The sequence below is a fragment of the Marinomonas vaga genome, from assembly GCF_055388305.1.
In genome coordinates, this window is the sequence record NZ_AP043903.1 from 638,749 (window position 1) to 665,301 (window position 26,553).

Here is a 26,553-nt window from a genome sequence, read left to right on the forward strand (position 1 = left end):
GATCAAAGTTTCACCAAAATCAGTTGTTTTAGGCTGTTTTTGATGAATTATCAAACAATCTTGTTTAGATGGGAGGCACAATCCTAATCCACCTCCCTGAAACACCCTTAGATTAGAGCTCTCTTTTCACTTCCGCCCAATCAATCGTAGGAGACTTCATGCCGTGAGCACCTTTATAAGCAGGGCTCTTAGGTTGCTCCCATCCAGCTAAGGCATCTTCTTCCAATTTATAGATTTCAACCTCTAACGGATGACAGGTCGATAAAGGGTCAACGCCATCACGACCTAAGAAATCCACCGACAAATCACCACCAGGGCAACAAGACATTGCACACAGCAAATCAATCTCCGCAAAGAACTCAAGATAGTCTCCTTTCTTTGCTGGACAGGGCTTCATAAAGTACTGATCGTCTTCATTTAATCCGGTGCACTGAAATACATTTAACACATCATGTACATCAAACTCCGTTAGACCATAGGGCAATACCGCTCTCACTAAATTTGAATGGCAATGAAAATCGAAGTCTTCTCCCGTTAAAAGATAATTAATATATGGGTCACAACGGGTTCCTAATAAGTCATGGACTCGACCACCATCTTCATCTTTACCATAGTCAGCCAGTGTGTCTTCAATGATGGTCGCCATCGGTCGTAGAAATGGCAGCGTCGACCATAATCGGTCATAAGTGCTTACATGGGCACGCTGGAGCTGACGAGTACGGGATGCCCACATTCTTTCTCTAGGATCGTGCAGGTTCCACATATTAAAGTCTCCCACTTGTGGACCGTCAGAGACACGAATACGAAACACATGTCCTGCAGGCACCTTCCAAGCTATCCCTGAGCGCATGGGTACCTTGACGGTTTCAACTAAGGTTCGCTTCGCCTTACCTTGAATCAGTGAGCCATAGAATTCTTTGTTGATTGCCAGCTTCGAACCTTCACCTGAGCGGTACGCTGCTTCTACATTTGCCATAATCCGTTCCTCTTATGAGTTTTAATTGACTCAGAGTACGTATTTGAGAAACTCAACAAAAGTGACATTTATTTTAATTACATGACATTTATTAAAGAGTCTGAAGATGAGTTTGCCCTACACTGCTCTACACACTTTTCATCTAGTCGTACGCTTTGGCACTTTGAAACAAACTGCTGAACATTTGAAGTTGACTGAATCAGCTGTCAGCCATCAGATTAAACGCTTGGAGGACAAACTAGGCTATGCTTTGTTTTACAAATCTGGTCGCCAATTAAAACCCACCCCCGAAGGAGCTCAATTGGCGCAGGAGCTTGAGCAACCCTTTGATCATATTGATCAGGTGTTACTGAATAAGAGGCCTCACTCCCACAACACTATTACCTTGTATTGCTTACCATCTTTGCTGGAGCCATGGTTACTTCCCAGGCTATTAGCGTTCAAGGAAACCAATCCCTCTTTGGAATTGGTCATTCGTTATCACTCCTCTGCACCAGAGTACCTTGATGAACACAGTGTGCGTATTGGTAGCCATGAAGCGAACACTTCTTCCCCCTATTCATTGAAGCGTCTTTTCTCAGGTGAAACGGTACCGGTGTGCAGCCCTATTTATCTGAGTCAGCATCCAACTCTTGATACGACAGAAGGACTGCTAAACGCCACCTTACTACACGACCACTCCTCCGCCAGCTGGGAGCAATGGTTTACTCAAAGCGGACACCTTTTAGAACAATCCGCCTCACTGATTTACGAAGATTTTCACTTGCTAAAAATGGCCACTCTTGCCGCCCAAGGTGTTGCGTTATGCCCTGAAGCATTAATCCGGCAGGACCTTGAGATGGGCACCTTGGTTTCATTAAGTGAGCAGAAAGGAAATTTAGGGCGATATTACGGTATTGAGCACAACCGCTATGCCCACAGTAATGTACGCCATCTGGTTGCCTCTTTAACTTAGCTATTTCCAGGATGCACAAAAAAGCCCGCTTACTTTTCAGTAGCGGGCTTTTTAATTCCGTTAATGGCTTAGCCTAGGAACTTGCGAGCGTTTTGGAACAAACGCAACCAAGGACCTTGCTCTTGCCAATCTTCTGGCTTCCAGCTGTGTTGTACCGCACGGTAAACACGCTCTGGGTGAGGCATCATGATGGTCACACGGCCATCTTCTGACGTTAGACCTGTAATACCTTCAGCAGAGCCGTTCGGGTTGTATGGGTAACGCTCTGTTGGCTGACCATAGTGATCAACATACTGCAGTGCTACCTGGCCATTGGCCTGAAGAATCGCTTTATGTGCTTCATCACGGTACTCAGTATGACCTTCACCGTGGGCCACGGCGATTGGCATAACAGAACCCGCCATATCCGCAAGTAGGACAGAGTTAGACTCTTTCACTTCCACTTGAACCAGACGACCTTCAAACTGAGCTGATTGGTTACGTACGAACTTAGGCCAGTTCTGCGCACCTGGGATCAAGTCATGAAGGTTAGATAGCATCTGACAGCCGTTACATACACCTAGGGAGAAGGTTTCTTGGCGATTAAAGAAAGCCTCGAACTGCTCACGGGCACGGGCATTAAACAGGATGGATTTCGCCCAACCTTCACCAGCGCCCAATACGTCACCGTAAGAGAAGCCGCCACAAGCCACTAGACCTTTGAACTCTTCCAATGAAACGCGACCAGTAAGGATGTCACTCATGTGCACATCCACAGGATTGAATCCCGCTTTATGGAACGCCGCCGCCATTTCTACTTGACCGTTAACACCTTGCTCACGCAATACAGCCAAACGAGGCTTCACACCCGTGTTAATGTAAGGCGCGGCAACATCGGCATTGATATCAAAGCTCAGTTTCGCAGAAAGCCCCGGATCTTTCGCATCTAGCAAGTTATCAAACTCTTGCTGTGCCGACTCAGGGTTATCACGTAGGGCTTGAATACGGTAGCTTGTTTCAGACCAAGTACGCTGCCAAGTAATACGATCTTGGGACAATACTTGTTCACCTTGGAAGGCGAAGTTTAATGTGTCGCTATCATTTAGGGTTGCAACCGCTGTCGCAGAAACACCCGCTGCTTGGTAAGCCGCTAGTACAGTTTCCACTTCGCCGTTTGCAACTTGAATCACAGCACCTAGCTCTTCGTTGAACAATGCCGCCGCTAGAGACGCTTTGTCTTTAGCAACATTTGTAAGATCAACATCTAGACCAATGTGACTTGCGAAAGACATTTCAGTCAAGGTAGCAAATAAACCGCCATCTGAACGGTCGTGGTAGGCAAGCAATTTACCTTCTGCATTCAATGCTTGAGTCGTATCAAAGAAGCCTGCAAGCACTGCTGCGCTGTCCACGTCTGGTGTCGCATTGCTCACTTTATTGAACACTTGCGCAAGTACAGAGCCACCTAGACGATTTTGGCCTTCGCCAAGATCCAATAGGATCAACTGACTGTCAGTTTGCTTAAGTTCAGGTGTTAATGTTTTACGAACATCTTCCACTGGCGCAAACGCAGAAATCACAAGAGACAAAGGTGAGGTAACGGCTTTTTCTTCGCCGTCTTCTTTCCATACTGTCTTCATGGACATGGAGTCTTTACCAACAGGAATGGCGATATCCAGAGCTGGACATAGTTCCATACCGACTGCTTTTACGGTTTGGTATAGCTTCTCGTCTTCACCCGCATGACCTGCAGCAGCCATCCAGTTTGCAGACAGTTTAATGTGATTACGCTTGGTGATTTTCGCTGCGGCTAGGTTGGTTAGAGCCTCACCCACGGCCATACGGCCAGATGCTGGCGCATTCAATAGGGCAGCAGGGGTACGCTCACCCATGGTCATAGCTTCACCAGTGTAGCTGTCTAGAGAAGAAGTCGTTACCGCTACGTCTGCTACTGGCACCTGCCAAGGGCCAACCATTTGATCACGAGCCACCATGCCTGTGATGGTGCGGTCACCGATAGTGATCAAGAAGCTCTTAGAAGCAACTGTTGGCAAGCTCAACACGCGCTTCGCGGCTTCAACAAGCTCAACCTCAGAACCATCAAAGTCGTCGCCTTTCACGTCCGCTTTGGTCGCTTCACGGTGCATCTTAGGTGGCTTGCCAAATAGAACAGACATTGGCAGATCAACTGGGCTGTTGTCGAAATGTGGATCTTCCACTTCTAGGTGCAGCTCTTCTTTCGCTTCACCAACCACAGCAAATGGGCAACGCTCACGCTCACAGATAGCAGCGAATTCGTCGATGCGGTCAGCAGGGATAGCCATGACGTAACGCTCTTGAGATTCGTTACACCAGATCTCTAAAGGAGACATGCCTGGCTCGTCATTCAATACTTTACGAAGATCGAATTTACCGCCACGCTCGCCGTCTTTTACAAGCTCTGGCAAGGCATTAGAAAGACCACCCGCACCCACATCGTGGATGAAGCTAATTGGGTTTTTGTCGCCAAGCTGCCAACAACGGTCGATAACTTCCTGACAACGACGCTCCATTTCTGGGTTGCCACGTTGTACAGAGGCGAAATCCAGATCTTCGTTACCGTCAGAAGACGCCATAGAAGACGCCGCGCCGCCACCTAGACCGATCAACATAGCCGGGCCACCAAGCACTACTAGCTTAGAACCTACTTGGATCTCATCTTTTTCTACGTGCTCACGGCGGATGTTACCGATACCGCCCGCCAACATAATTGGCTTGTGGTAACCACGAACTTCGTCACCCGTTGGCCCTTGAACTTTTTGCTCGAATGTACGGAAGTAACCCAATAGGTTTGGACGACCAAATTCGTTATTAAATGCCGCACCACCAATCGGACCTTCAATCATGATGTCCAGTGGTGTCACGATACGGCTTGGTTTGCCATATTGGCTTTCCCATGGTTGTTCAAAACCAGGCAACTTAAGGTCAGACACTGTGTAACCAGATAGACCTGCTTTCGGTTTAGCACCAATACCGGTAGCACCTTCGTCACGAATCTCACCACCAGAACCTGTCGCAGCACCTGCAAATGGCGCGATCGCTGTTGGATGGTTGTGGGTTTCCACCTTCATCAAGATGTCGATATTTTCTTGGGAGAAATCGTATTCACGGGTTTCAGAATTCGGGAAGAAACGGCCCGCTTTGTGACCTTCCATCACAGCCGCATTGTCTTTATAAGCAGACAAGGTGCCGTCTGGGTTATGCTCGTGAGTGTTTTTGATCATTTTGAACAAAGAACGCTCTTGCTCTTCCCCATCAAGGGTCCACGATGCGTTAAAGATTTTATGACGGCAGTGCTCAGAGTTTGCTTGAGCAAACATCATCAATTCTACGTCATTAGGGTTACGCCCCAATTCTTTAAAAGACTCTACCAAGTAGTCAATTTCGTCTTCCGCCAGTGCCAAGCCAAGCTTTTGGTTCGCCTCAACCAATGCTTCGCGGCCACCCGCAAGAATGTCTACGCTTGTCATGGGCGCAGGGGTCGCATGGCTGAACATAGATGTCGCAGCATCTAAGTCTAGCAACACGCTTTCCGTCATACGGTCATGTAATAAGGCCGCAATTTGGCTACGTTGTACTTCAGAGAAAGACTCATTTGAATGAATAAAGTACTGAACACCACGCTCAACACGTTCAACCAACTCAAGACCACAGTTATGAAGAATGTCTGTTGCCTTCGATGACCATGGAGAGATAGTACCTAAACGAGGCACGACCAAAACATAGTTATCAGACAATCGAGTCGTCGTAGACTTAGCCCCGTAAGTTAGAGCCTGTTCAAGTACATTTTGTTGCTCTGAAGTCAGCGCCTGACCTGATTTCAATTCAACAAAGTGAAGGAACTGGGCATCGATATCTGTGATGGATGGGTGCAGATCTTGTAGACCGGCTAGTAGCTTAGCTTTGCGAAACGCAGAAAGCGCTGCGGAACCATGCAGAGTCAGCATGTCGAGTTTTGCCTCATGTGGTAGTTTGGGGAAAAATTTGCGCACATTTTAAATCATTGAGGTGTTTTGAAGCCAGCACAGTCTTTGCAATATCGCTATTTTCCTTCACCAGCATCCTTGGATAGCGTCTTAGCCTGTTGTTTTAACCGCTTTTTTTGCTCTCTGCGGTACTGAAAAAAGTTTGATAGCTGTCTGCTCGCTTGGTCAGCCAATACGCCACCGGAGGCATCCACCTTATGATTCAAAAAGTCTTGCTCGAAAAACACTTGTTGGCTTTCAATGACACCGCTCTTTGGCTCCGTCGCCCCATACACCACTCGAGCAATACGACTGTGGACAATCGCACCAGCGCACATGGAGCAAGGCTCCAAGGTCACATACAAGGTCGCCCCAGGCAGACGGTAGTTGTTCATATGTCGGCAAGCGTCTCTAATCGCTTGAATCTCCGCATGGGCTGTGGGGTCACAGTTGTGAATGGGAGAATTAAAACCCTGACCAATGATCTCACCCTCCAGTACCACAATGGCTCCCACGGGAATCTCACTGGCCGCTTCTGCTGTGCAGGCTAATTCTAGGGCTTTAGCCATCCAAAACGCATCTTCTTCCGCAGAAGGGTGACTAGGGTCTATTGCACTTGGCATTTCTTATCTCCTAAACTCAAGTGAACCATTATACAAGGAGTTCTGAGCGTGCAAACTGTAGCAGACTTAATGATCACCAAACTTGTCACACTGAAAGAATCCGACTCTTTGGCTCACGCCAAAGCACTCATGGCAGAAAAGAGCATCCGCAATTTACCTGTGGTGGACGCTGACGGCACCTGTTTAGGTATGCTGACACAGCGTGAATACCTCAAACATGCCTTTTACCTTGTTAGCCAGTTCGGTACCCAGCAATTGAGTAAAAAGGAAGAGCAAACACCCGTCCGTAATGCCATGAACAAAGACATTCTCACGGTTTCGTCCACCCTCTCACTTAAAGCAGCGGCGGAGTTTTTTATCGAAAACAAATACGGTAGCCTGCCTGTGGTAGATGAAGGCAAGCTAGTGGGCATTTTAAGTCCCATCGATTTTGTTAAGTTAGCCCATCAGTCGCTGTAACGTCATGCTCTGATGTGCGCCGTTATATATAAAAAAACCCAGCATTAAGCTGGGTTTTTTGAATCAGAATCAGCGACTAGACAGGCTTTTTCTCAAGTTTTACCTCTGCGGCTTGAACACCAAAATCCGTCTCAGTGATTTCAAAACTCACTGATTGACCTTTTTTTAAGGTTTTGTGTCCTTCCGAAAGGATGGCTTTGTAATGCACAAAAACGTCAGGCTCTTCATCACGTTTGATAAATCCCACGCCTTTGGTGTCATTAAACCACCTAACTTTGCCAAATAGTCTATCTGTCATGTGCCGCCTCTTCTTATTATTTTTGCGTCATTAGCCCCCACTCGATGGCAGGGGACTATGCATTACAAGGACTCAATGCTCGCTTTTTGCTCTTCCAGCTTAGCGACCACGGATTTCAGCTCTTCGCTTTTAGCCTTCTCTTTCTCTACAACCGCCGCTGGTGCTTTAGCAACAAAAGACTCATTGCCAAGTTTACCTTCGATTCGTTGTAGGTCTTTGCTCGCCTTATCGATCTCTTTTTGCAGACGCGCAAGCTCAGCTTCTTTGTCGATCAGACCTGCCATAGGCACCAATACTTCCATGTCACCAACCAATGCAGTAGCCGACATAGGCGCTTCGGCACCGCTTTCTAGCCAAGTAATGGATTCAATCTTCGCAAGTTTCTGCAAGAAAGCTAAGTTAGCTTCCATGCGAGCTTGATCTTGCTCAGAGCCATTGCGGAAGAAAATATCTAAAGGCTTAGAAGGCGCAATGTTCATCTCACCACGAATGTTACGGATGCCTTCGATGACACCTTTTAGCCACTCAACATCGGCTTCGGCTTCGGCGTCTTTTTTCGCTTCTTCCGTTTCAGGGAAGGCTTGAGTCATCACCGTATCACCCGCTTGACCTGCAAGGGGCGCTACACGCTGCCAAATTTCTTCCGTGATAAACGGCATCATTGGGTGGGCAAGGCGTAAGAAAGCTTCCAATACACGAACCAAGGTACGACGAGTACCGGCAAGCTGTGCTGGGGTGGCATTTTCGTCCCACAATACAGGCTTAGAAAGCTCTAAGTACCAGTCACAGTATTCATGCCACATGAATTCGTAAATTGCTTGCGCTGCCAAATCAAAACGATGGGTATCGTAGGCTTTGTTTACCGCTTCTTCGGCATGTTGCAAACGAGAGATGATCCACTTGTCTGCAAGTGACAGCTCTACGTCACCGCCATTTTGAGCACAGTCTTGGCCTTCAGTATTCATCAACACATAACGGGCCGCGTTCCAAATCTTGTTACAGAAGTTACGGTAACCTTCCAAACGGTTCAGATCGAACTTGATATCACGACCACCGGACGCAAGAGAACAGAGAGTGAAACGCAATGCATCAGTACCGTAAGAAGGCATGCCCTCTGGGTAGGTTTCGCGGGTATTCTTCTCAACTTTCTCTGCTAAACGTGGCTGCATCATGCCGTAGGTACGCTTGGCAACCAAGGCTTCCAAGTCGATACCATTGATCAAGTCTAATGGATCGATGACGTTACCTTTAGACTTAGACATCTTGTCGCCCCGCTCATCACGGATCAAGCCGGTGATGTAAACGGTTTTGAACGGCACTTTATCGGTAAACTTCAAGGTCATCATGATCATTCGGGCAACCCAGAAGAAGATGATGTCAAAGCCTGTTACCAACACATCAGACTCAGCAAACAGGTCAAAGTCTTCGGTTTTCTCAGGCCAGCCTTGAGTCGCAAATGTCCACAGGGCTGAAGAGAACCAAGTGTCTAGAACATCTTCGTCTTGAACCAGTTCAAGATCTGCCGCTAGATTGTATTTTTGGCGTACGTCTTCTTCACTCTGACCAACGTAGAAGTTGCCAGCGTTATCGTACCAAGCCGGAATCTGATGTCCCCACCAAAGTTGGCGAGAGATACACCAGTCTTGAAGGTCACGCATCCAAGAGAAATAAGTGTTTTCCCACTGTTTAGGAACAAACTGAATATCGCCGTTCTCAACCGCTTCAATGGCAGGCTTTGCCAAACTCTCAACGGCCACATACCACTGGTTCGTCAGGTACGGCTCAACCACTGTGTTACCACGTTCTGCACGAGGAACCTTCAGTTTGTGATCAGCGATCTTTTCCAATAGACCCAGCTCTTCAAAGTCCTTAACAATGACTTTACGGGCATCAAAACGATCAAGGCCTTGGTATTTCTCAGGGGCATCACTGTTAATAGCCGCATCATCTGTGAAGATGTTAAGCATAGGCAGATTGTGACGCTTACCCACTTCATAGTCATTAAAATCGTGGGCTGGGGTGATTTTCACACACCCAGTACCGAATTCTTTATCAACGTATTCGTCAGCAATAATAGGAATACGACGATCCACCAGTGGCAAGATGATTTCTTTGCCAACTAGATCAGCATAACGCTCATCATCCGGTGCCACGGCAACAGCTGAGTCGCCAAGCATGGTTTCAGGGCGTGTCGTCGCCACCACAATGTAATCTTTGCCATCGGAGGTTTTCACGCCATCCGCTAGGGGATAGCGGAAATGCCACATGAAACCATTTTCTTCCTCTGACAATACTTCTAAATCAGAGATAGCTGTATGCAGCTTAGGATCCCAGTTAACCAAACGCTGACCACGATAGATAATGCCTTCGTCAAATAAGCGAACAAACACTTCTTGTACTGCCGCAGACATTCCTGGGTCCATAGTGAAGCGTTCTTTATTCCAATCTACCGAGTCACCCAAGACGCGCATTTGATCAGAGATGGTACCGCCAGATTGGCCCTTCCATTCCCAGACTTTTTCTAGAAATTTCTCACGACCAAGACCGGTACGAGTTAAATTCTGTGCCGCCAATTGACGCTCTACCACCATCTGGGTTGCGATACCTGCGTGGTCGCTACCAGGTTGCCATAATGTGCGCTTACCTTGCATTCGAGCGCGACGAATCATGGCATCCATCAAGCTATGCTGGAATGCATGGCCCATGTGTAGACTACCCGTGACGTTTGGCGGTGGAATCATGATAGAAAATGGCGTGCCGTCACCGCTTGGTGCGAAGTAATTGTTCTCTTCCCAGCGCGTGTAAATCGGCTGTTCAATACTTTGGGGTTGGTAAGTCTTTTCCATTATGGTGTCTTATAGCTCTTGGATGGCAAATAAAGTTGGGGAATTATAACGTTTCAAAGGCAACCGAGAAAGCAATTGATGGTTATGCTGTCTCATTCTTAGATAACTCTAAGACGACCTCTTGAACGATTTCGGGGAGTTTTCGCTGTAAAACAGCTTCGATCGCTGCTGACAAGCGCTCAGAATCAATGTCTAAAGACGCCTCAGCAGTGCTTTCGGCCTTAGAATCTGTGACAGGAGTTGCCGTGGCACCCGCTTCTAAAGCTGGCTCTTCAGCCGCATCAGGCTGTTGTGACTTATCATTAGTAAAAGATTGTACAAAGTGCTGTTCTTGACTAACAGGGGCGCTCGCCTCGCCGACGATGTCCATCAAAATAGGAATATCATCTTTGTTACGCAACGCTGCCGTCAAAACCGTCTCATCAGGTTCTGCGCTATACATTTCGGTATCAGACAACACATCAGACATAAAACACCACAGCAACTTAAAACTGTTTTACTAAGGTTAATACAGGGGTCTCTTGATAATAACCAACCGCCACAGACATATCTGGGCGATCACGCTGTACAACTTTCGCACTGACGTAAGCAAATGTCCACCCCAGTACCGCTTGTGAGGTGTAGTGTTTGTCCATGGCAACCCGAGCCAAGGCTGGTAATGTGGACAAACCATAGAAGACGCTTTTAGCCCAGAAGGATTTGCTTAACATGGCCGCGTTAATCATAGGCACCGCGCCGGAAAAGGCATGGCCACTTATGCTGTTAACGTCATCAAACAAGCGCCAATCACTGCCACGCCCTTCAGTGGGTCGACTGCCTCCAAGGATATTGGCGGAAATGAAACCTGACGGCGCTCCGACTAGAAACGTACGCAAGGAGTACTCTCCCCATTGCCCAACTACGCTTTGCTCTTCATTCAACCAATGATCAATCCCCATAGCCGCCGCATAAATAGGGATACTTGGAATGGTGCGAGTGGAGTCACCAAAATAGTTTACTTGTTTGGAATGGTCTCTAAATCGCCTGTCATGAAGTGGCACTTCATCTTGTATTGAACGATCGATCCCAGAGTTAGCCATGATTGCTGCAGTAAAGAACCCGGGCGCAAGCGCCCGGGCGGTGGAGAGGGTATAAAAGTTTTGATAGTCGCCAGCGACTTTTTGAAAAAAAGACTCTTCTGAATCCTCTGCATGCCCTAATAAGGGCAAACAAGTTAAACACATCAAAAAAACATAACGACTACTACCCGAACTCATTGATAACCCTTAACCTGCCTTATTTAGAAGATAACGTGTTAACAAGCCAACTGGACGGCCACTTGCCCCTTTCGCTGCGCCGCCAGACCAAGCGGTACCAGCAATGTCCAAGTGCGCCCATGGGTAGCTTTCAGTAAAGCGAGACAAGAAACATGCTGCGGTCACCGAGCCTGCTTCTGGGCCGCCAATGTTAGCGATATCCGCAAAGTTGCTATCCAGTTGTTGCTGGTATTCTTCATCTAGGGGCATCTGCCATAACTTATCTGCGGCTTCAGTACTGGCTGCTTTAAGGGCATCAGCGACTTCTGGTTTGTTGGCGTACATACCAGAGTTAACACTTCCCAAAGCAACGATGCAGGCACCGGTTAAGGTGGCGATATCTACAACAGATTGTGGTTTGAAGCGTTCGATGTAAGTCAATGCATCGCACAATACCAAACGACCTTCCGCATCTGTGTTCAATACTTCAACCGTTTGGCCCGACATGGTTTTAACGATGTCACCAGGCTTGGTTGCATGGCCACTTGGCATGTTTTCAGCGGCAGCAATCACGGCAGTAAAGTTCAGTTTAGGCTTCAGTTCACAGATGGCTTTCATGGTGCCAAACACACTGGCAGCGCCACACATGTCGTATTTCATTTCGTCCATTTTGGCACCTGGTTTCAATGAAATACCACCGGTATCGAAGGTGATACCTTTACCCAATAAAACATGGGGAGCTTCGTCTTCAGCACCACCGCGGTAATGCATCACAATCAAGTAGCTTGGTTGATCACTGCCTCGACCAACAGACAGCATACAATGCATGCCTAGCTCGTCCATTTTGGTTTCATCCAATAGCTCCACATCGATACCGAAATCTTCTCCAAGCTGCTGTGCTTTTGACGCTAGATAAGCCGGAGTACAGACGTTACCTGGAAGGTTACCAAGTTGGCGGGTAAAGGCCGAGCCGGAGGCAGTGGCCACACCAATGTCTAATGCAGCTTGATCCGTGCCTTCGATTAATAGGGTTTCAACTTTAGTAGACTTTTCAGCGTCGTCTTTTTTGAAGCCTAAAAATTCATAAAAGCTTTCGTTCAGCCACTGGGCAAGTAAAGTTGTTACATTGTTAGATTCACGATCTTTCGCCGGCAACCCGCTCGCCGCCACAGCAACCGTTTCATAAGGCAAGGCTTTGATGCTAGAGCCGATCGCCGCAATGACTTTTTTCAATTTCATATCTGATAAGGCATCTTTGCCTGTACCAACCAAAAGCACCGCTGGCTTATCCGCCGCAAGGCTGGGTAATAATAGTGTCTGGGCAACGGAACCTTTGAACACACTTTGCTCACGCAGTGTTTGAATTTGACCCGCTAATGTCTCGTTGATCTGAGCGGTCGCGGTCGGCAAGTCCCCTTCACTTGGGACAAAAGCCACGACTAAATTAGCGTCTACCTCTGCAACATTCTTAAATAACTGTGTTCTCATAATCTTTTCCAATTCCATAAAACTTTCTAAAAATACTGGCTACCGTCCGCAACTATCGAGATAATATTGGCTGCAAAACGTAGCGTTTGCCTGAAGTCACGCTAGAACTCCAGAAGAGGTTCCTTTGAAACTATTCAGATACTTGGCTAAAGAAGTGTTGGTGTCAACCGCAGCGGTCACCTTCATACTACTTCTTGTCATCTTAAGCGGCCGTATCGTTAACTATTTAGGTCGTGTTGCGGACGGCAAAATGAGCTTCGATTTTCTCTTTATTATTCTAGGATTGCATATTCCTAGCTTTATTCAAATGATCCTCCCTTTAGCATTTTTCTTATCTTTGCTATTGGCCTATGGACGTTTGTACATTGAAAACGAAATGTCGATCTTGTTCGCCAGTGGTGTGAGTAAGATGAAACTTGGAGTTTACACTCTGAGTATTGCGCTATTTGTGACAGGAATTTCTGCTGTTATTAATTTTTGGATGTCCCCATCATTTGAATACAAGGTGCAAGAGATCTATCGACAGCAAGATCAACTCACCGCATTTGATCTCATTCAGCCAGGTAAATTTGAAGGCTCCGGACAAAAAACCACCTATGTAGAACAAATCACCTCCGGCGAAGGCTGGATGGAAAACGTCTTTTTATCCGACATTTCAACTCGTAATAATCAACAAGTCCCCACCCAAACCATTGCCCATTATGCAGAGATTGTCCGTTTACCAGACCATAACAATTTGCAGTATCTGGTGTTAAAAGATGGTACTCGCTATGAAGGCACGCCAGGGCAAGCGAACTTTCGCATTACGACATTTGAGACCTATGCGCTGCGTTTAGAAGATACTCCACCAAAAGATATCACCGCAGAATACGCGTTACCGACAACCTTTTTACTGCAGTCAGATAATCCCAAGCACATTGCTGAATTACAGTGGCGTATCAGCCTCGTGGTGATAGTACCCATACTTGGTGTAATCGGCTTGTCATTAAGCCAAGTTAACCCGCGCCAAGGGCGGTTCTTTAAAATGCTGCCAGCGATTGTTTTGATGATTACTTATTTAGGTATGTTGATCTGGGGGAAAACCGCACTGGAAAAACAAGAGATCCCAATCCAATTTGGTTTATGGTGGATACATGCCATATTTGCTGTAATCGGTGCTTATACCTTTTTAATGTTTAACCAAGCTTTTAGTCGCCGGAGTGCGAGATTACCGCAACAGGGAGGCAACCATGGGTAAACTGGATCGATATATTGGCAACAGCGTGTTGATGGCGGTTTGCTTGGTGGCATTTGTCCTATTGGGGTTGGATTTTGCGATTACCTTTATTGACGAAGTAAAAAAAATCAACGAGCAATACACCACCGCCATTTTGATGGAGGTCTTAGCGCTACGCTTGCCAGGCAAGCTGGCTGAGTACCTTCCGGTATCATCTCTCATTGGCACCTTAATCGGCCTTGGGGCATTGGCTTCGACCTCAGAGATCACCGTCATGCGTGCCGCTGGTATCCCTTTATGGCGGATCGGCTTATCCGCTTGTAAACCTATACTGCTCCTATCCCTTATGGGATTACTTATCGCAGAGTTTGTTTCCCCTATTGCGGAGCAGAAGGCAAATTTAGTAGATAAGCTACAATCTGGACGCGCAGCCAGCAGTTTTTCCATCACAGGTGGCAGCTGGCTTAAAACTGACACCGACTATGTTTACATCGATGCTGCAGATCAAGACGGAACGCTTTACAAGATCACCATTTATGACCGCTCTGATGACCAGCTTAAATCCATCAAAACGGCTAAAACAGCTATACAAGTAAACGACAGCGAATGGTTATTGCAGGATATTAAATCCTCTTCTTTTTACGAGGACAGAATTGAAACCAACACTCAAAAAGAAGAAAGATGGACCTCCACTCTAAAATCAGATTATCTGTATTTATCGACCCAGGAACCGGATAGCCTCTCCCTGACTCAATTAAATCAGTACGCCCAATTTTTGCAGCAACAGGGATTAAACACGGGCAACTACGAGTTAGAGTTCTGGAATAAGGTGTTCCGCCCCTTATCTTCATTAGCACTGGTCATTGTGGCCATCTCCACCATATTTGGCCCATTACGATCTTCGACCATGGGGGCTCGGATCTTTTCTGGTGTCTTAATCGGATTGCTGTTCCAAAATTCTTTGTACATCACCGGGCGCATGAGTTTAGTCAGTTCATTACCACCTTTGCTTGGTATATTGATACCTATTCTTGTGTGTTTGGCTGCAGGGCTTTATTTACTAAAGAAACGTAACTAACACTCTTTGAATGCCATAAAAAAAACCGCCCAAATGGCGGTTTTTTTATCAGTCATGGATCACTAGACTTTAAAGCTGCCCACTTGGCGATCCAGTTCCTTATATAAATTGCGGATGTGGCGAGAATGCTCTTGCACTAGATCCGAAACACTTTGAACCTGCTCTGTCTGAGACTGCATCGCAGATAGGTTTTCGTTAATCTCATTTGATACGGTAGATTGCTCTTGAGTGGCTTGAGCAGTTTGAGCCGCCATATCCTGAACCTTAGCGAAAGATTCCTGTAACTCCCCGAAAATACGAATCACATCATCAAAATTAGACACTGTGGTATCCGCGTTTGAACGGCTGTTCTGAATCGCTTTAGAGGATTCACGAACGTTCACCTTCAACTGCTCAATCATTGACTCGATTTCGTTGGTGCTGTCTTGTGTGCGGGTGGCCAAAGTACGGACTTCATCTGCCACCACCGCAAAGCCTCGACCTTGTTCGCCAGCACGGGCCGCTTCGATCGCAGCGTTGAGCGCCAATAGGTTGGTTTGCTCAGCAATGTTACGAATCACCTCCAACACAGACGCAATGGCCTCAGAGCTACGCTCCAATTCAGAAGAGCGACCTAAAGCATCATTAATGTCATTGACCAAGTTGGAGATGGCAGACTGGGAAGTATTCACAGCACTAATACCTTGATCTGCTAGTTCACTAGAGTTCTGTGCTTCGTGCGCTGTATTAGTTGCCACATCTGCCATCTGCTGGTTAGACATACTCATCTCATGGGCAGCACTCACGATCGAGTTAGAGGCATTCACTAAAGTCGTGGTAATACCCGCAGTGCGCTCTGAAGCCTGATTAAGGTCGTTAGTCATACCACCAAGGGAGTTTGACTGCTGATGAACACTACCAATAATACCCCTTAAACGCTCAACGAAAGTGTCGAATTCATGGGCTAGATCGCCCAATTCATCCTTTGCAGTGGAATTGATACGCAGGGTCAAATCCCCGTCACCTTCAGCGATTTCTTTAATACGATTGGCTAGGTTGGAGACACGGCGATTCAAACGTTTTGGCACGATGTAGCCGCTTACTGCCGCAACAACTAAGGCCGCAACAATGATCACCAACACAACATTCTGTAGGGATTGGATAGTCGCCATGGTTTCAGCTTGGGACTCTTGGGCACGCTTGCTCACAGCCTCTCCAGCCACATCGAGAACATCGCGAATATCGGAAAACAATGCATCAGTAGAGGCTATTGCAGCATTATTGACCGTGCCCGTTTTAGCACTGGCAATCAAGGCACGCTCGGCTTTTAGCCACTGGTTAAATAGTCCATCAAAGTTCGAAAATGACTTCAGTAAATTTGCTTCCCCTGCTAAAGCACCACGATAAAGTTGAAAGCGGTCTTTAACTTGTTGGGCATTTTCTTCAAAGTCCGCAAGGTTAGAATCATAATCACCCTGTTTATTTAGAATGCCATTGCGTCCAACTAAGGCTTGGTAAATATCTCGGTCAGCGTTTAGCACATAGTTTGCTGCGGCAAAATAGCGTTCAGACTGAACGGCCATTTGCTCCTTTTGCATCCCGACAATGGATAAAAAAGATAAAAACACCCCAATTAATATGATGCCGAGTAACGCAATGGGTGCAGTGACCTTTGAGCGAATAGAATTTAAACGCATATCAGTTCCAACCTTACTGATTATTTAGAATGTATGAATATTAGAGTAGTACGATTTGGCGAATCAATTTGAAATAACAATTGCACACACTTTCCCCTTGGTCATTTACAGTTCGCCAATGACGGGCTCCTGTTGTTACACTTTCTGGCACTATTATGCTCAGCGAGTGTCACTATCTGTCATGATGACTAAGGATACTGTCTAGATGACCATCTCTGTCCAAGAACGCTCCGTGCTACTGAAAACGTTGCACTCCACAAAAGGCCAATCGTCCCTAGCAATCTCTAATGAGAATGCGGTGCTAGCCTACTCCAAGTTAGTGACAAATATGCGAAGCTTTCAATGGGGCATGAGTCTAATTTTTTTCTTAGTCGGTATGCTGGCAGCCCCCATGACATTCGATACGTCGGGCAGCCAAAAAATCAATATCTTTTGGCTGCTTGGGGTATTACTAGGAGCACACTTTTTTAGTCTAGCCCTATGGAGCATCAGCCTTATAGTTAACCATCGTAAAACACCCTACAGCACCTCAATTTTGACGTCCATGTCAAAACACCTTGCACCACGATTAAATGTCCCTTCATTGATATTTGACGCTTTTCTCCAGATGCGAATCACTGGAAACCGTGCGAAATGGCTCGGAGCTCGGCTCATACATGGTTTTTGGGGAGCCTACCTTCTAGGGGGCCTGACCAGTGTTTTATTCTTCCTCATGACCCACCAAGTACACTTTGTCTGGGAAACAACACTGCTCACCAGCAATGACTTTGCAGCCCTCACCCATGGTTTGAGTGTCCTTCCGGGGTTGGTGGGAATCCCGGTTCCAAGCCTGAGTGATATCCAGCAAAGTCAATTGTCAGCGGCAGTTCAATCAGAGTCCTTACGACAAATGTGGGCCATCTGGCTACTGGCCTGCGTAATGATTTACGGCGTCTTGGTACGAGGTATCTTGTACTTGATTTGCCACTTAAATTACCGCCTTGCACACACACGTTTCTTGAGTACACGTTCCTCTAGTCAGCTTGAGCCATCCCCTAAAAGCCATATCATCGACCCTGACTTTAGCTCCCCATCAAAACACCAAGCACTCAATGGCAACCCATCAATACCTTCGGTCAAACAGATTCCAAAGGAGCTCACCTGCTATTTATTTGAGTGGAGCAACCCTAAACCCAGCACAATAACGTCACACGCTTGTTTACACATAAACTCCCTCGATGAGCAAAAAGGCTTTTTAGCAGCTGAACATCCTGCTGCCCTGATAATAGACAGCCAAACTAGTCCGGACCGCGGCAGTCTTCGCTTTATGGCACAGACTCAAGCCACAGACACCCACTACTATTTGGTGGGGGCGACCTTTTGCAGTGATTGGCAGCAAGCACTCATAAAAGTAGGCATTGAACACAGTAAGATTCAAAGGTTGGTTGAATAAACAATGGCTATTTCACTATTGATCGTTGGTCATGCCAACACAGGAAAAACCTCCCTCATTCGCACCTTGATGCGCGACAGACGTTTTGGCGAGGTGGACAACCGTTCTGGCACCACTCGCCATGTGGAAGAAATCCCGTTATCTGTTAAGGGTGAAACCTTACTAAGGTTGATTGATACACCTGGGTTTGAAGACTCCATGGGGCTTTGGCAAACCCGCCGCATGGCCCCCTATGACCAGCAAACCAACCAACAATGGTTAGAGCAAATCATCACTGATGGGGCCCTTACAGAGCACTTTGATCAAGAATTTAAGATTCTAAACCAGCTACCTCAATGCGATATCACCCTTTACCTCATCGACTTACGCCAAGCTCCATTAGAAAAATACCTTAATGAATTAGACATACTCGCCTGCGCCAATAAGCCTATTGTGCCCATACTTAACTTCTGTAATGGTGAGCCGAGTCATTTGGATACTTGGAAACAATGTCTTGCTGAACGCCAACTTCACGCCCATGTACGCTACGATACGGTCGCATTTTACTTTGCTGATGAACGTAAGCTTTATCAAACCCTGCAGAGCCTTTCCCCAGATCATTACGATGCCTTGCAGTCATTAATTAGCCAACGCCAACAGGATGCCCAACAGCGTTTACAGAGAGCTCAGAACCAATTAGCCAGCACCCTTATCAGCTGTGCCACTTACCAACACTTGTGTGCCAGCGCCAAACCGTCACCCCAAGACCAGCTAGAATTTGAATCCAAAATCCGTATCCAAGAAGAGCATTTTATCCAGCAGTGCTTAGCCATTTATGACTTTCAACCCAGTGATGTAGCCTTACAGAACTTGGACATTGATGGCCACCAATGGGAACAAGATCTATTTGATGCGCAAACCCTCAAAAGCTGGGGCATCCAAACCACTACAGTCGCCGCTACGGGGGCCGCAATCGGGGCAGGCATCGATATTCTTAGCGCTGGGTTAACCTTAGGTACGGCCACAACATTAGGGGCATTGCTGGGTGCAGGCTGGCAGACAGGTCAATCTTTCAAAGCCAGTTTAGTGAATAAGCTGCGTAACCGTGCCGTATTAGCCGCTAATAGTGGTACTTTGATTGCCCTGCTCTATCGCGGTACGGAATTGATCAACCATCTCCATCACCGAGGCCATGCGGCTCAAGTTGCTTTCCAAACTAAGAACGAGGTAATACCTTCAAAAGAGGACATAGGACGATTAGACAAGCTGTTTAAAAAGCTTGCTCAAAGGACCGAATGGCAAGCATTGGACGAGACAGACCCACTCCCTCGTCACGAGCTAATTGAGAGCTTAACCAAGGAAATTTCGCACTTAAGCACCAAGAACTAGCGCTTTCGCTCCAGCTCAAGGTCCATTTCCGCTTGCTTAGCTTGCATGAGCGACTCGCAGCGAGCCACTAAATCGGGAATATCTGCGTCGGTAAGTCCCTCGGTAAAGATAGGATCCATGATCTCTACCTTCACAGGACCATTATCTAAACGGTTCAGAGACACCTGTTTATGGGTAGAGCTGCAGACGATGGGAATGATAGGGACTTGTGCCTGAATCGCCGCATGGAAGGCGCCGCGCTTAAAAGGCAGCCAACCCCTTCCCCGGCTACGAGTCCCCTCGGGAAACATCCAAATGGACAAGCCTGTCTCACGCATGTTATCGACAATCTCGCTGATGGTAGCAATCGCCTTATTGCGGTCATGTCGATGAATCAAAAAATTACCACTGGCCCAATACAACCACCCAAAGAATGGCAACCAACGTAATGAGCTTTTACCTACGGTCACTACCCCATGGGGCACCACATGGGAGAAGGTAAATAGGTCATAATTATTTTGATGGTTCGCAACATACACAGCTTGCTTCACATCCAAGCTCTTATAGGACACATGCTTGGTAACAGACAGTCCGAATAAACGCGCCACCGGAGAGAAAGTTTTTGCCACGTAATACACACGATCTTTCGAACGACCTAAAACAAGACAAAGCAGAAGGCCATAGGCCGTCACAAGGATGATCAAACAAAATAGAATGATTAGCCTGACAATCGCTATCATCACGTCACCTTTATATAAGGAATCTTTTTATGGATTAAGTGTTTACTGAAATACGAAGATCGTCAAATAAACTGACTACTTACGCCAGCGAGTATCACGCCAAAAGTCCATTTGATTCGGCTCTAAGAAGGTCCATGCAATAAAACGACTGATTTTTTGCCCTTGAGACATTTCTATGGTTTTTACATCCGTGGCCCCAGCCTGCTTTAGTGCTTGATAGAGACGTTTAAGATTGTCCTTACGCGCTACTAAGCTGGTGAACCAAAAGCACTGCTCTTTTACCGCAACACTTTCTTCAATCATGCGCGTAATAAAGCCTGTCTCGCCCCCTTCATACCAAAGCTCAGGGCCATGACCGCCAAAGTTCAAGGTGCCTTTTTTGGCATCTTCTTTAGACTCCAACCCACGCCATTTGCGCTTATTTTCAGAAGACATAGCACTTTCACTGCTGTGAAACGGTGGGTTGCAAAGGGTCACATCAAAGCACTCCCCAGTTTGCCAAACCCCAGCAAAAATATGTTCACCATCCGCTTGTTGACGGATCTTGATACGCTTTTTCAAACTGGAATTCGCCTGCACTACGGTGCTTGCCGACTGCACCGCCACAGGGTTGACGTCCGTGCCTACAAATTGCCAGCCATACTCCTGGGAACCAATAATGGGATACACGCAATTCGCACCTGTCCCTACATCTAATGCCTGCACACTACGCCCACGGGGAATAGTGCCATCATTGCTCTGAGCTAATAAATCCGCAAGGTAATGAATGTAATCAGCACGCCCCGGAATAGACGGGCACAAATAGCCTTCTGGAATATCCCAAAACAGCACACCGTAAAAATGCACTAACAAGGCTCTGTTAAGCATTTTTACCGCATCAGGATTTGAAAAGTCGATGGTCTCAGAGCCATAACGGTTCAACTGAATAAACGGGGCCAGCTCTGGGCAAGAGTCAGCCAGCAAAGCAAAGTTGTACCGCGCACGATGAGGGTTACGCGGATGAAGCTTTAACTTATTGTCGTTTTTAACCGTTTTCATAAGGGAATGTGACCAAATGGAAGAATCTGAATTCGAGCAGCCTATTCTAAAGACTTTTAACCGGAAGTAAAAAACCAATGCAAAAGATGCCTTCATTCACCTTATTAAGCGTTTTCCATAATACGCATAATAATTAGAAGCATTATGCATTGGATAAAAATCTTCTCCCCCGCCAAGCTAAACCTCTTCTATTACCCAACGCAAAGGAGGTTCCCAATGCTAACAGGACGACAAATCTTCCTGTACGGATTATTCTTCAGCACCATCTGTGTTGTATTTTGGAGCACCCTCCCCATTGCGCTGAAGTTGTCAGGTGGGTTTTCGGACCCAGTGACACTAACTTGGCTACGCTTTTCCGTGGCGGGACTCATACTGCTCTTATGGCAATGGCAACGGGGAGCTTTGCGAGAGTTTACCAAGCTTACTCGTAAGCAATGGCTAACCCTTTTTGCCGCCGGCAGCTTTCTGATCATCAATTACAGCAGTTTTGTCTGGAGCTTGGATTATTTGCATCCGGGTTCCGCACAACTGAGTTTTCAAGTGGCCCCTCTATTCCTCGCACTTGGCGGCCTAGTCTTTTTCAAAGAAAAAGTTCGCTGGCAACAGTGGGCCTGCTTTGTGGTTCTCGGCATTGGTATGCTGACCTTTTTTCACCCTGTATTAACAGGACAAGGGGCAGGTAGCTCAAACAATGTACTGGTCGGTTTTCTAATCGTGCAGTTGTCAGCCAGTGCTTGGTGTCTTTATGCCCTATTACAAAAGTCACTGTTTAAAATCCTGTCGAGCACCAATATATTACTCGGTATCTATCTGTATGCATTAGTGGTCATGTTTCCTTTCACTTCCCCTTCTGCCCTATTAGAAATGGATCTGAATCAAACCTTGGTTGCCGCATTTTGCTGCTTAAATACCATTGTGGCTTACGGTGCCTTTGCCCAAGCCATGAACTACTGGCAAACCGTACAAGTCAGTGCATCCATTGCTTTGACCCCCGTGGTAGCTTTTATCTTTACTGAGGCGGCTGTTACATTCGGTTGGTGGCAAGGGGTCATCACTTCTTCTAATGCTGACAGCTTGAGTTTATTTGGAATGGGCTTAGTGGTGGCAGCGGCTATTATCGTACAGTTCCTAACGGCCTCGCTGAACAAACGCCAAGCCGCACTCGATAAACTAAAAACTTCCCACGCTTAAATACGCAAATCCATAAACCCCCGCTACACTGAAAGGACACAACCAGTGAAATGCGGGGGATTTATGAGTTTCGACGCCTTAACCGTCCGGGACATTATGTCTCGAGACACATTCCACGTTTACCCCACCACGCGCATTGACGACTGCGCTCGTCAACTTGCGGCTCACAAACTCAGCGGCGCGCCAGTCACGGATCGCTACGATAATTTAATTGGGTTCATTTCAGAACAGGACTTATTGGAGCCACTTATGCAGGCGGTGTATTACTGCCATAGCGCCAAGGACATCTCTAGCTTGATGAGTGAGGACGTGCTCTACCTGACACCGAGCCAGCAAATCATGCAGGTAGCAAAACTTATGACAGACAACAAACCTAAGATCTATCCCGTGGTGGAAGAGGGCCGTTTAATCGGAATTGTGAATCGCCGCCAAGTCATGACGGCACTGCTACAGGGCCAAGAACATTGCGTCCCAGTGTAGGAACTGCCCATTAGATGATGAAGGGGAACACACTGATCGCAAGTACAAACAGCACTGCGATCAGTGTAAAAATAAACTCCACGGGATTTTGTCGAGCGTGACTCAATGCGCCACGAACCCAATCCAATGCAGAAATGGGCGTTGCTGTACCCGCACGTTGAGCTTGATCTTCGGCAATTAATTGTTTGGCCAGTTTGGCTTGTTCCACATCCCGCACCCAAATGCCGGCCATGGAGATTTGCCAGCGGCCAGCAGTGGTTTCGTAAAACTCAATGTCATGCTCCGCTAGCAACTCACGAATATCATCCGCTTCTGCATCAGGAACATTTTTTAATCGAAAAACTAACTGCGCCACTCACTCACCTAATCAAAGCCACACTAAAGGGCGCAAGGTTAACAAATGCCTTAGGGCTTGTCGCTCATTCACTGGGGGCCTTAATGATAGTAAGGGTGAGATACCCCACCTCGAAGCCAAATTTAGTTAAGACTGACTCGTTCATCACCACATCAGGACTCACACGATACATACGATCATCCACGTTCACATCTATGGTGTCGCCATTATAGGGGACCTGTAACACGTACTTCATAAACAAGGCATTACCAGAGGTTTTCAACAGTCCCGAGCCGACCACGTCCCCTGCCGTAGCAGTGTAAGTACCATCTCCATTAGGCGTTAACGTCCAAGTTCGCTCCTGACGCTCACCATCATCAAAAACAAACCACTCTTCTAGGGTGCCAACTCCGTTTTCCCAGTGGCCCTTTAAATCAGCGGAAAAGTAGCGTGTTACTTCGCCACTACGATCTTTTAAAATCCCATGGGCCGTTAATTCCCCATCAAAAAAAGACGTCACATCAAATATTGGACGATTATCTGCGTACTGCTCCACTGTGGTGGATGAGCATCCAGACAGGACGGCTAAAGACAGCAACAGGACGAATAAACGGCTCATAACGAACTCCTAGTTTTGCGCCAGTTTCTCTGGGTATTCGTAACGAATATCAACAGATTGGTACTTACCTTGAGCACTGGCAATATTGCCGCGCCCATTAAAACGTAACAGGTTTCTTGAGCTGACATCATAGGCCACTATGATGGGGTCAACTGCGAGTGAGACCCACCAAGACTGAGGTGCAATAGCAAAACATACGGCACCCTTTGGGGTCTCTGGCAAACAATCCACTTTACTGACATTAAAGCCTACAGTGGTAAGCTTACTAGGCACTAAATACTCGATGGACATATCGCTACTGCCGGCATTCAACGCCTGCCAATTGTTTTTCACATAGCGATCAAAACCGGCATCCACCAGCAGGTTATCAGACAAATCAAAGCGTTTATCGAAGACGGTTTCACCGGTTTTTTCTTGGTACTTCAACAGCAGCTCATCACCGTCATCGGTGACTTGAATCCACTCCCCACGCAAATCATTCCGCTGCTCAAAAGAAGGAGCGTTCTCTGACACACTGTAATCCAATACCTTACGCGCAAAGGGCTTTCCATCCGGGTCGAAATAACGTACTTCGTGGGTTTTATTGGCAAGATAACGATGCCGTTCCACGTATAAGAGGTCACCGCTGTCTAGATCATAGGCTTTGCCGATGACTTCTTGAGAGGGTTGGCTGTTTGCCGAAACCACACTCGAAAAGACCAATAAAAATAGTGAGATAGCTCGAGCTTTCATAACATCAACCTTGTCGCTTTGATTCTACGAGACGAACACCAAAGACACCTATTTGCACCACCCAAAACCAAATAAATGCCATCAGCAATAAAGTCTCAATCATAGGCTCCGCTAATGACACTTCTGCTAAATCTGCCCCTAAAACATAACTGGCTGGCGCAGAAATAGCCGCCAAGCCACTTAATACCCATGGGTAACGTTGTCCCCAATAGAGACAATGGAAAAACAAAGAACCCACGCCAGCCCAAAGCCCTAACAGCCATGGTGGCGGAATCGATAGTGACCATAACGAGTGAGGCATCTCCAACCAGCCCCCGAACATCAAGGCACCGTCAAGGAGGATACCGAGCACCACAAAAAGTGCGATCAAATACCATTCAGATGAGTGTTCCACAAAGTAAAAGTGGTGAAACACAAAGTACAAAATAATCGCCGCAACACTCCAATTATCTCCGCCTAACACACAGGCAAACCAAAACACTTGGAAAGCGGCGGCGTTGACCAAAGACTTCATTGGGGCCTCCGATCGTTTAGCAATTGAAATTAACGGAACCGATAATTCGGTTTCGCGAAGACAAACTGCCCTGTACTGATGGCCCGTTCCCGGAATCCACCTTCACAATAAGCCAGATAGAACTCCCACATACGGCAAAATACGTCGTCAAAGCCCTGCTGCTTCACAACCTCCAATCGCTCGAAAAAACGCTCACGCCAATGCATCAGAGTGTCCGCATAATGCTCAGTAATGTCTTCCAATTGTACGATCTGCATGTCTGTCTTATTGGAAACCTTATCCGCAATGACCGCATTAGAAGGCAAGCAACCACCTGGGAAGATATAACGCTGAATAAAATCCACTGATTTACGGGCATAGTCATAACGTTGATCGGCAATGGTGATGGCTTGGATTGCCATCAAACCGTGGGGCTTTAATAAGTCACTGCATTTTTTGAAGTAGCTGTCGTAATACTCGTGACCCACTGCCTCGATCATCTCAATGGAGACCAACTTATCGTATTGGCCGGTCAGATCGCGATAGTCTTCGAGTAGAAGAGTAATCTGCCCTTCCAACCCCTCTGAAACCACTCGGGCTTTGGCGTAATCATATTGCTCTTTTGAGATGGTCGTCGTGGTCACCTGACAACCATAGTGTTTCGCCGCATGAATCGCCATGCCGCCCCAGCCAGTACCGATTTCTAATAGATGATCATCAGGGGTCAATTCAAGCTTTTGGCAAATACGATCTAACTTGTGTACTGCCGCTTCCTCAAGACTGGCATCTTTACTAGGGTAAATAGCAGCGGAGTACATCATGGTCGGATCTAGAAACAATTCAAAAAAGTCATTTCCAAGATCATAATGGGCTGAGATATTTTTACGGGAACCGTCTTTAGTATTGGCGTTAAAAGAGTGAAACAGTTTGCTGCCGATTCGGGACCAAATAGGACGCTTTGCATCCGCCTCATTGATGACATTTAAGTTCGCCACCATAAGTCGAATCACATTGGTCAAATCCGGTGTCACCCATGCACCTTTCATATAGGCTTCACCGGAACCGATGCTGCTGTTAAAAAACACATCCCGGTAGGCACTCGGGTCTTTTACCGTAATGTGGGCATGGTATTGGGTGAGCGCTGGGTCTTGACCAAATGTATAATGCTCATCCCCATCTTCCACCACTAAGTGTCCGATTTCTAACCGCTTAAGCAAAGCCAAAACCGCTCTTTTTGCCACCTTATCCATGACACTGGAACGGGAAGTAGACTTACTGTTTCTATTAGCACTCACGGAATTAATCATCAACAGC

Annotated in this window: 24 protein-coding genes; 8 read left to right on the top strand and 16 right to left on the bottom strand. The window is 46.9% G+C overall.

Annotated elements, in window-relative coordinates; genetic code table 11:
• Positions 1-112: 112 nt before the first annotated feature.
• Positions 113-976: an urea carboxylase-associated family protein gene (locus ACZ5DR_RS02960; RefSeq protein WP_377365967.1), complete on the bottom strand. Its 864-nt coding sequence runs from the start codon at positions 974-976 to the stop codon at positions 113-115.
• Positions 977-1,082: 106 nt separating this feature from the next.
• Here ACZ5DR_RS02960 and ACZ5DR_RS02965 point away from each other — a divergent pair, with 106 nt between their 5' ends.
• On the top strand, positions 1,083-1,931 hold the full coding sequence (locus ACZ5DR_RS02965) for a LysR family transcriptional regulator (protein ID WP_377365966.1): 849 nt from the start codon (positions 1,083-1,085) through the stop codon (positions 1,929-1,931).
• Positions 1,932-1,999: 68 nt separating this feature from the next.
• Here the strand turns inward: ACZ5DR_RS02965 and purL are convergent, their stop codons facing one another.
• Together purL and tadA are read right to left on the bottom strand one after the other, a co-directional pair.
• Positions 2,000-5,896, bottom strand: coding sequence for a phosphoribosylformylglycinamidine synthase (gene purL, locus ACZ5DR_RS02970; protein ID WP_377365965.1), 3,897 nt, complete (start codon positions 5,894-5,896; stop codon positions 2,000-2,002).
• Positions 5,897-5,991: 95 nt separating this feature from the next.
• The gene (gene tadA / locus ACZ5DR_RS02975; RefSeq protein WP_377365964.1) at positions 5,992-6,537 is read right to left on the bottom strand and encodes a tRNA adenosine(34) deaminase TadA; all 546 of its coding nucleotides are present in this window, start codon (positions 6,535-6,537) and stop codon (positions 5,992-5,994) included.
• A gap of 48 nt (positions 6,538-6,585) precedes the next feature.
• On the opposite strand from tadA, the gene ACZ5DR_RS02980 reads away from it, so the two are divergent.
• Positions 6,586-6,996 (top strand): CBS domain-containing protein, encoded by a 411-nt coding sequence (locus ACZ5DR_RS02980; RefSeq protein ID WP_377365962.1) that lies wholly within the window; start codon positions 6,586-6,588, stop codon positions 6,994-6,996.
• Between the two features lie 76 nt (positions 6,997-7,072).
• Here the strand turns inward: ACZ5DR_RS02980 and ACZ5DR_RS02985 are convergent, their stop codons facing one another.
• From ACZ5DR_RS02985 to ACZ5DR_RS03005, 5 genes are all read right to left on the bottom strand, one after another.
• Positions 7,073-7,294, bottom strand: a complete 222-nt coding sequence (locus tag ACZ5DR_RS02985; RefSeq protein WP_377365961.1) for a cold-shock protein — start codon at positions 7,292-7,294, stop codon at positions 7,073-7,075.
• Positions 7,295-7,356: 62 nt separating this feature from the next.
• Positions 7,357-10,140, bottom strand: coding sequence for a valine--tRNA ligase (locus ACZ5DR_RS02990; protein WP_377365960.1), 2,784 nt, complete (start codon positions 10,138-10,140; stop codon positions 7,357-7,359).
• A gap of 82 nt (positions 10,141-10,222) precedes the next feature.
• Positions 10,223-10,609 carry a hypothetical protein gene (locus ACZ5DR_RS02995; RefSeq protein ID WP_377365959.1) on the bottom strand — a complete coding sequence of 129 codons (387 nt, stop codon included), beginning with the start codon at positions 10,607-10,609 and terminating at the stop codon, positions 10,223-10,225.
• A gap of 16 nt (positions 10,610-10,625) precedes the next feature.
• Positions 10,626-11,396 (bottom strand): hypothetical protein, encoded by a 771-nt coding sequence (locus ACZ5DR_RS03000; RefSeq protein WP_377365958.1) that lies wholly within the window; start codon positions 11,394-11,396, stop codon positions 10,626-10,628.
• A gap of 9 nt (positions 11,397-11,405) precedes the next feature.
• Complete coding sequence (locus ACZ5DR_RS03005) at positions 11,406-12,863, bottom strand: leucyl aminopeptidase (RefSeq protein WP_377365957.1); 1,458 nt, start codon at positions 12,861-12,863, stop codon at positions 11,406-11,408.
• A 124-nt stretch (positions 12,864-12,987) separates the two neighbouring features.
• On the opposite strand from ACZ5DR_RS03005, the gene lptF reads away from it, so the two are divergent.
• A complete protein-coding gene (lptF, locus tag ACZ5DR_RS03010; RefSeq protein ID WP_377365956.1) occupies positions 12,988-14,100 on the top strand; it encodes an LPS export ABC transporter permease LptF in 1,113 nt (370 codons plus the stop codon).
• Positions 14,093-15,157, top strand: a complete 1,065-nt coding sequence (gene lptG, locus ACZ5DR_RS03015) for an LPS export ABC transporter permease LptG (RefSeq protein ID WP_377365955.1) — start codon at positions 14,093-14,095, stop codon at positions 15,155-15,157. Before lptF ends, lptG begins: the two co-directional genes overlap by 8 nt.
• 62 nt (positions 15,158-15,219) lie before the next feature.
• On the opposite strand, the gene ACZ5DR_RS03020 is transcribed toward lptG, so the two are convergent.
• Positions 15,220-16,833, bottom strand: coding sequence for a methyl-accepting chemotaxis protein (locus ACZ5DR_RS03020; RefSeq protein WP_377365954.1), 1,614 nt, complete (start codon positions 16,831-16,833; stop codon positions 15,220-15,222).
• Positions 16,834-17,038: 205 nt separating this feature from the next.
• Here ACZ5DR_RS03020 and ACZ5DR_RS03025 point away from each other — a divergent pair, with 205 nt between their 5' ends.
• Both ACZ5DR_RS03025 and ACZ5DR_RS03030 read left to right on the top strand, forming a co-directional pair.
• Positions 17,039-18,265: a DUF2868 domain-containing protein gene (locus ACZ5DR_RS03025; protein WP_377365953.1), complete on the top strand. Its 1,227-nt coding sequence runs from the start codon at positions 17,039-17,041 to the stop codon at positions 18,263-18,265.
• Between the two features lie 3 nt (positions 18,266-18,268).
• Positions 18,269-19,633 carry a DUF3482 domain-containing protein gene (locus ACZ5DR_RS03030; protein ID WP_377365952.1) on the top strand — a complete coding sequence of 455 codons (1,365 nt, stop codon included), beginning with the start codon at positions 18,269-18,271 and terminating at the stop codon, positions 19,631-19,633.
• On the opposite strand, the gene ACZ5DR_RS03035 is transcribed toward ACZ5DR_RS03030, so the two are convergent.
• Both ACZ5DR_RS03035 and rlmF read right to left on the bottom strand, forming a co-directional pair.
• The gene (locus ACZ5DR_RS03035; protein WP_377365951.1) at positions 19,630-20,352 is read right to left on the bottom strand and encodes a 1-acylglycerol-3-phosphate O-acyltransferase; all 723 of its coding nucleotides are present in this window, start codon (positions 20,350-20,352) and stop codon (positions 19,630-19,632) included. The two genes, ACZ5DR_RS03030 and ACZ5DR_RS03035, sit on opposite strands and share 4 nt — an antisense overlap.
• A 75-nt stretch (positions 20,353-20,427) precedes the next feature.
• On the bottom strand, positions 20,428-21,390 hold the full coding sequence (gene rlmF / locus ACZ5DR_RS03040; RefSeq protein ID WP_377365950.1) for a 23S rRNA (adenine(1618)-N(6))-methyltransferase RlmF: 963 nt from the start codon (positions 21,388-21,390) through the stop codon (positions 20,428-20,430).
• A 216-nt stretch (positions 21,391-21,606) separates the two neighbouring features.
• On the opposite strand from rlmF, the gene ACZ5DR_RS03045 reads away from it, so the two are divergent.
• Positions 21,607-22,581 carry a DMT family transporter gene (locus ACZ5DR_RS03045; protein WP_377365949.1) on the top strand — a complete coding sequence of 325 codons (975 nt, stop codon included), beginning with the start codon at positions 21,607-21,609 and terminating at the stop codon, positions 22,579-22,581.
• Between the two features lie 63 nt (positions 22,582-22,644).
• The gene (locus ACZ5DR_RS03050) at positions 22,645-23,061 is read left to right on the top strand and encodes a CBS domain-containing protein (protein ID WP_377365948.1); all 417 of its coding nucleotides are present in this window, start codon (positions 22,645-22,647) and stop codon (positions 23,059-23,061) included.
• Between the two features lie 10 nt (positions 23,062-23,071).
• On the opposite strand, the gene ACZ5DR_RS03055 is transcribed toward ACZ5DR_RS03050, so the two are convergent.
• The 5 genes from ACZ5DR_RS03055 to ACZ5DR_RS03075 all read right to left on the bottom strand — a co-directional run bounded on the left by ACZ5DR_RS03055 (position 23,072) and on the right by ACZ5DR_RS03075 (position 26,546).
• Positions 23,072-23,416, bottom strand: coding sequence for a DUF6164 family protein (locus tag ACZ5DR_RS03055; RefSeq protein ID WP_377365947.1), 345 nt, complete (start codon positions 23,414-23,416; stop codon positions 23,072-23,074).
• Positions 23,417-23,480: 64 nt separating this feature from the next.
• Positions 23,481-24,014 (bottom strand): DUF3833 domain-containing protein, encoded by a 534-nt coding sequence (locus ACZ5DR_RS03060; protein ID WP_377365946.1) that lies wholly within the window; start codon positions 24,012-24,014, stop codon positions 23,481-23,483.
• Between the two features lie 9 nt (positions 24,015-24,023).
• Positions 24,024-24,746: a hypothetical protein gene (locus ACZ5DR_RS03065; RefSeq protein ID WP_377365945.1), complete on the bottom strand. Its 723-nt coding sequence runs from the start codon at positions 24,744-24,746 to the stop codon at positions 24,024-24,026.
• A 4-nt stretch (positions 24,747-24,750) separates the two neighbouring features.
• Entirely contained in the window at positions 24,751-25,260 is a 510-nt protein-coding gene (locus ACZ5DR_RS03070) for a DUF2878 domain-containing protein (protein ID WP_377365944.1), read from the bottom strand.
• 29 nt (positions 25,261-25,289) lie between these two features.
• On the bottom strand, positions 25,290-26,546 hold the full coding sequence (locus tag ACZ5DR_RS03075; protein ID WP_377365943.1) for a class I SAM-dependent methyltransferase: 1,257 nt from the start codon (positions 26,544-26,546) through the stop codon (positions 25,290-25,292).
• Positions 26,547-26,553: the final 7 nt, after the last annotated feature.

What these genes read in the sequence shown, in the direction of transcription:
- ACZ5DR_RS02965 (WP_377365966.1), top strand. Translation starts at nt 1,083, where the DNA reads ATGAGTTTGCCCTACACTGCTCTACACACTTTTCATCTAGTCGTACGC.
- ACZ5DR_RS03070 (WP_377365944.1), bottom strand. Translation starts at nt 25,260, where the DNA reads ATGAAGTCTTTGGTCAACGCCGCCGCTTTCCAAGTGTTTTGGTTTGCC.
- ACZ5DR_RS03020 (WP_377365954.1), bottom strand. Translation starts at nt 16,833, where the DNA reads ATGCGTTTAAATTCTATTCGCTCAAAGGTCACTGCACCCATTGCGTTA.
- ACZ5DR_RS03005 (WP_377365957.1), bottom strand. Translation starts at nt 12,863, where the DNA reads ATGAGAACACAGTTATTTAAGAATGTTGCAGAGGTAGACGCTAATTTA.
- ACZ5DR_RS03045 (WP_377365949.1), top strand. Translation starts at nt 21,607, where the DNA reads ATGCTAACAGGACGACAAATCTTCCTGTACGGATTATTCTTCAGCACC.
- ACZ5DR_RS03025 (WP_377365953.1), top strand. Translation starts at nt 17,039, where the DNA reads ATGACCATCTCTGTCCAAGAACGCTCCGTGCTACTGAAAACGTTGCAC.
- ACZ5DR_RS02990 (WP_377365960.1), bottom strand. Translation starts at nt 10,140, where the DNA reads ATGGAAAAGACTTACCAACCCCAAAGTATTGAACAGCCGATTTACACG.
- lptG (WP_377365955.1), top strand. Translation starts at nt 14,093, where the DNA reads ATGGGTAAACTGGATCGATATATTGGCAACAGCGTGTTGATGGCGGTT.
- ACZ5DR_RS03060 (WP_377365946.1), bottom strand. Translation starts at nt 24,014, where the DNA reads ATGAGCCGTTTATTCGTCCTGTTGCTGTCTTTAGCCGTCCTGTCTGGA.
- ACZ5DR_RS03075 (WP_377365943.1), bottom strand. Translation starts at nt 26,546, where the DNA reads ATGATTAATTCCGTGAGTGCTAATAGAAACAGTAAGTCTACTTCCCGT.
- ACZ5DR_RS03065 (WP_377365945.1), bottom strand. Translation starts at nt 24,746, where the DNA reads ATGAAAGCTCGAGCTATCTCACTATTTTTATTGGTCTTTTCGAGTGTG.
- tadA (WP_377365964.1), bottom strand. Translation starts at nt 6,537, where the DNA reads ATGCCAAGTGCAATAGACCCTAGTCACCCTTCTGCGGAAGAAGATGCG.
- ACZ5DR_RS03035 (WP_377365951.1), bottom strand. Translation starts at nt 20,352, where the DNA reads ATGATAGCGATTGTCAGGCTAATCATTCTATTTTGTTTGATCATCCTT.
- ACZ5DR_RS02995 (WP_377365959.1), bottom strand. Translation starts at nt 10,609, where the DNA reads ATGTCTGATGTGTTGTCTGATACCGAAATGTATAGCGCAGAACCTGAT.
- rlmF (WP_377365950.1), bottom strand. Translation starts at nt 21,390, where the DNA reads ATGAAAACGGTTAAAAACGACAATAAGTTAAAGCTTCATCCGCGTAAC.
- purL (WP_377365965.1), bottom strand. Translation starts at nt 5,896, where the DNA reads ATGCTGACTCTGCATGGTTCCGCAGCGCTTTCTGCGTTTCGCAAAGCT.
- ACZ5DR_RS02985 (WP_377365961.1), bottom strand. Translation starts at nt 7,294, where the DNA reads ATGACAGATAGACTATTTGGCAAAGTTAGGTGGTTTAATGACACCAAA.
- ACZ5DR_RS03050 (WP_377365948.1), top strand. Translation starts at nt 22,645, where the DNA reads ATGAGTTTCGACGCCTTAACCGTCCGGGACATTATGTCTCGAGACACA.
- ACZ5DR_RS03000 (WP_377365958.1), bottom strand. Translation starts at nt 11,396, where the DNA reads ATGAGTTCGGGTAGTAGTCGTTATGTTTTTTTGATGTGTTTAACTTGT.
- ACZ5DR_RS03030 (WP_377365952.1), top strand. Translation starts at nt 18,269, where the DNA reads ATGGCTATTTCACTATTGATCGTTGGTCATGCCAACACAGGAAAAACC.
- ACZ5DR_RS02960 (WP_377365967.1), bottom strand. Translation starts at nt 976, where the DNA reads ATGGCAAATGTAGAAGCAGCGTACCGCTCAGGTGAAGGTTCGAAGCTG.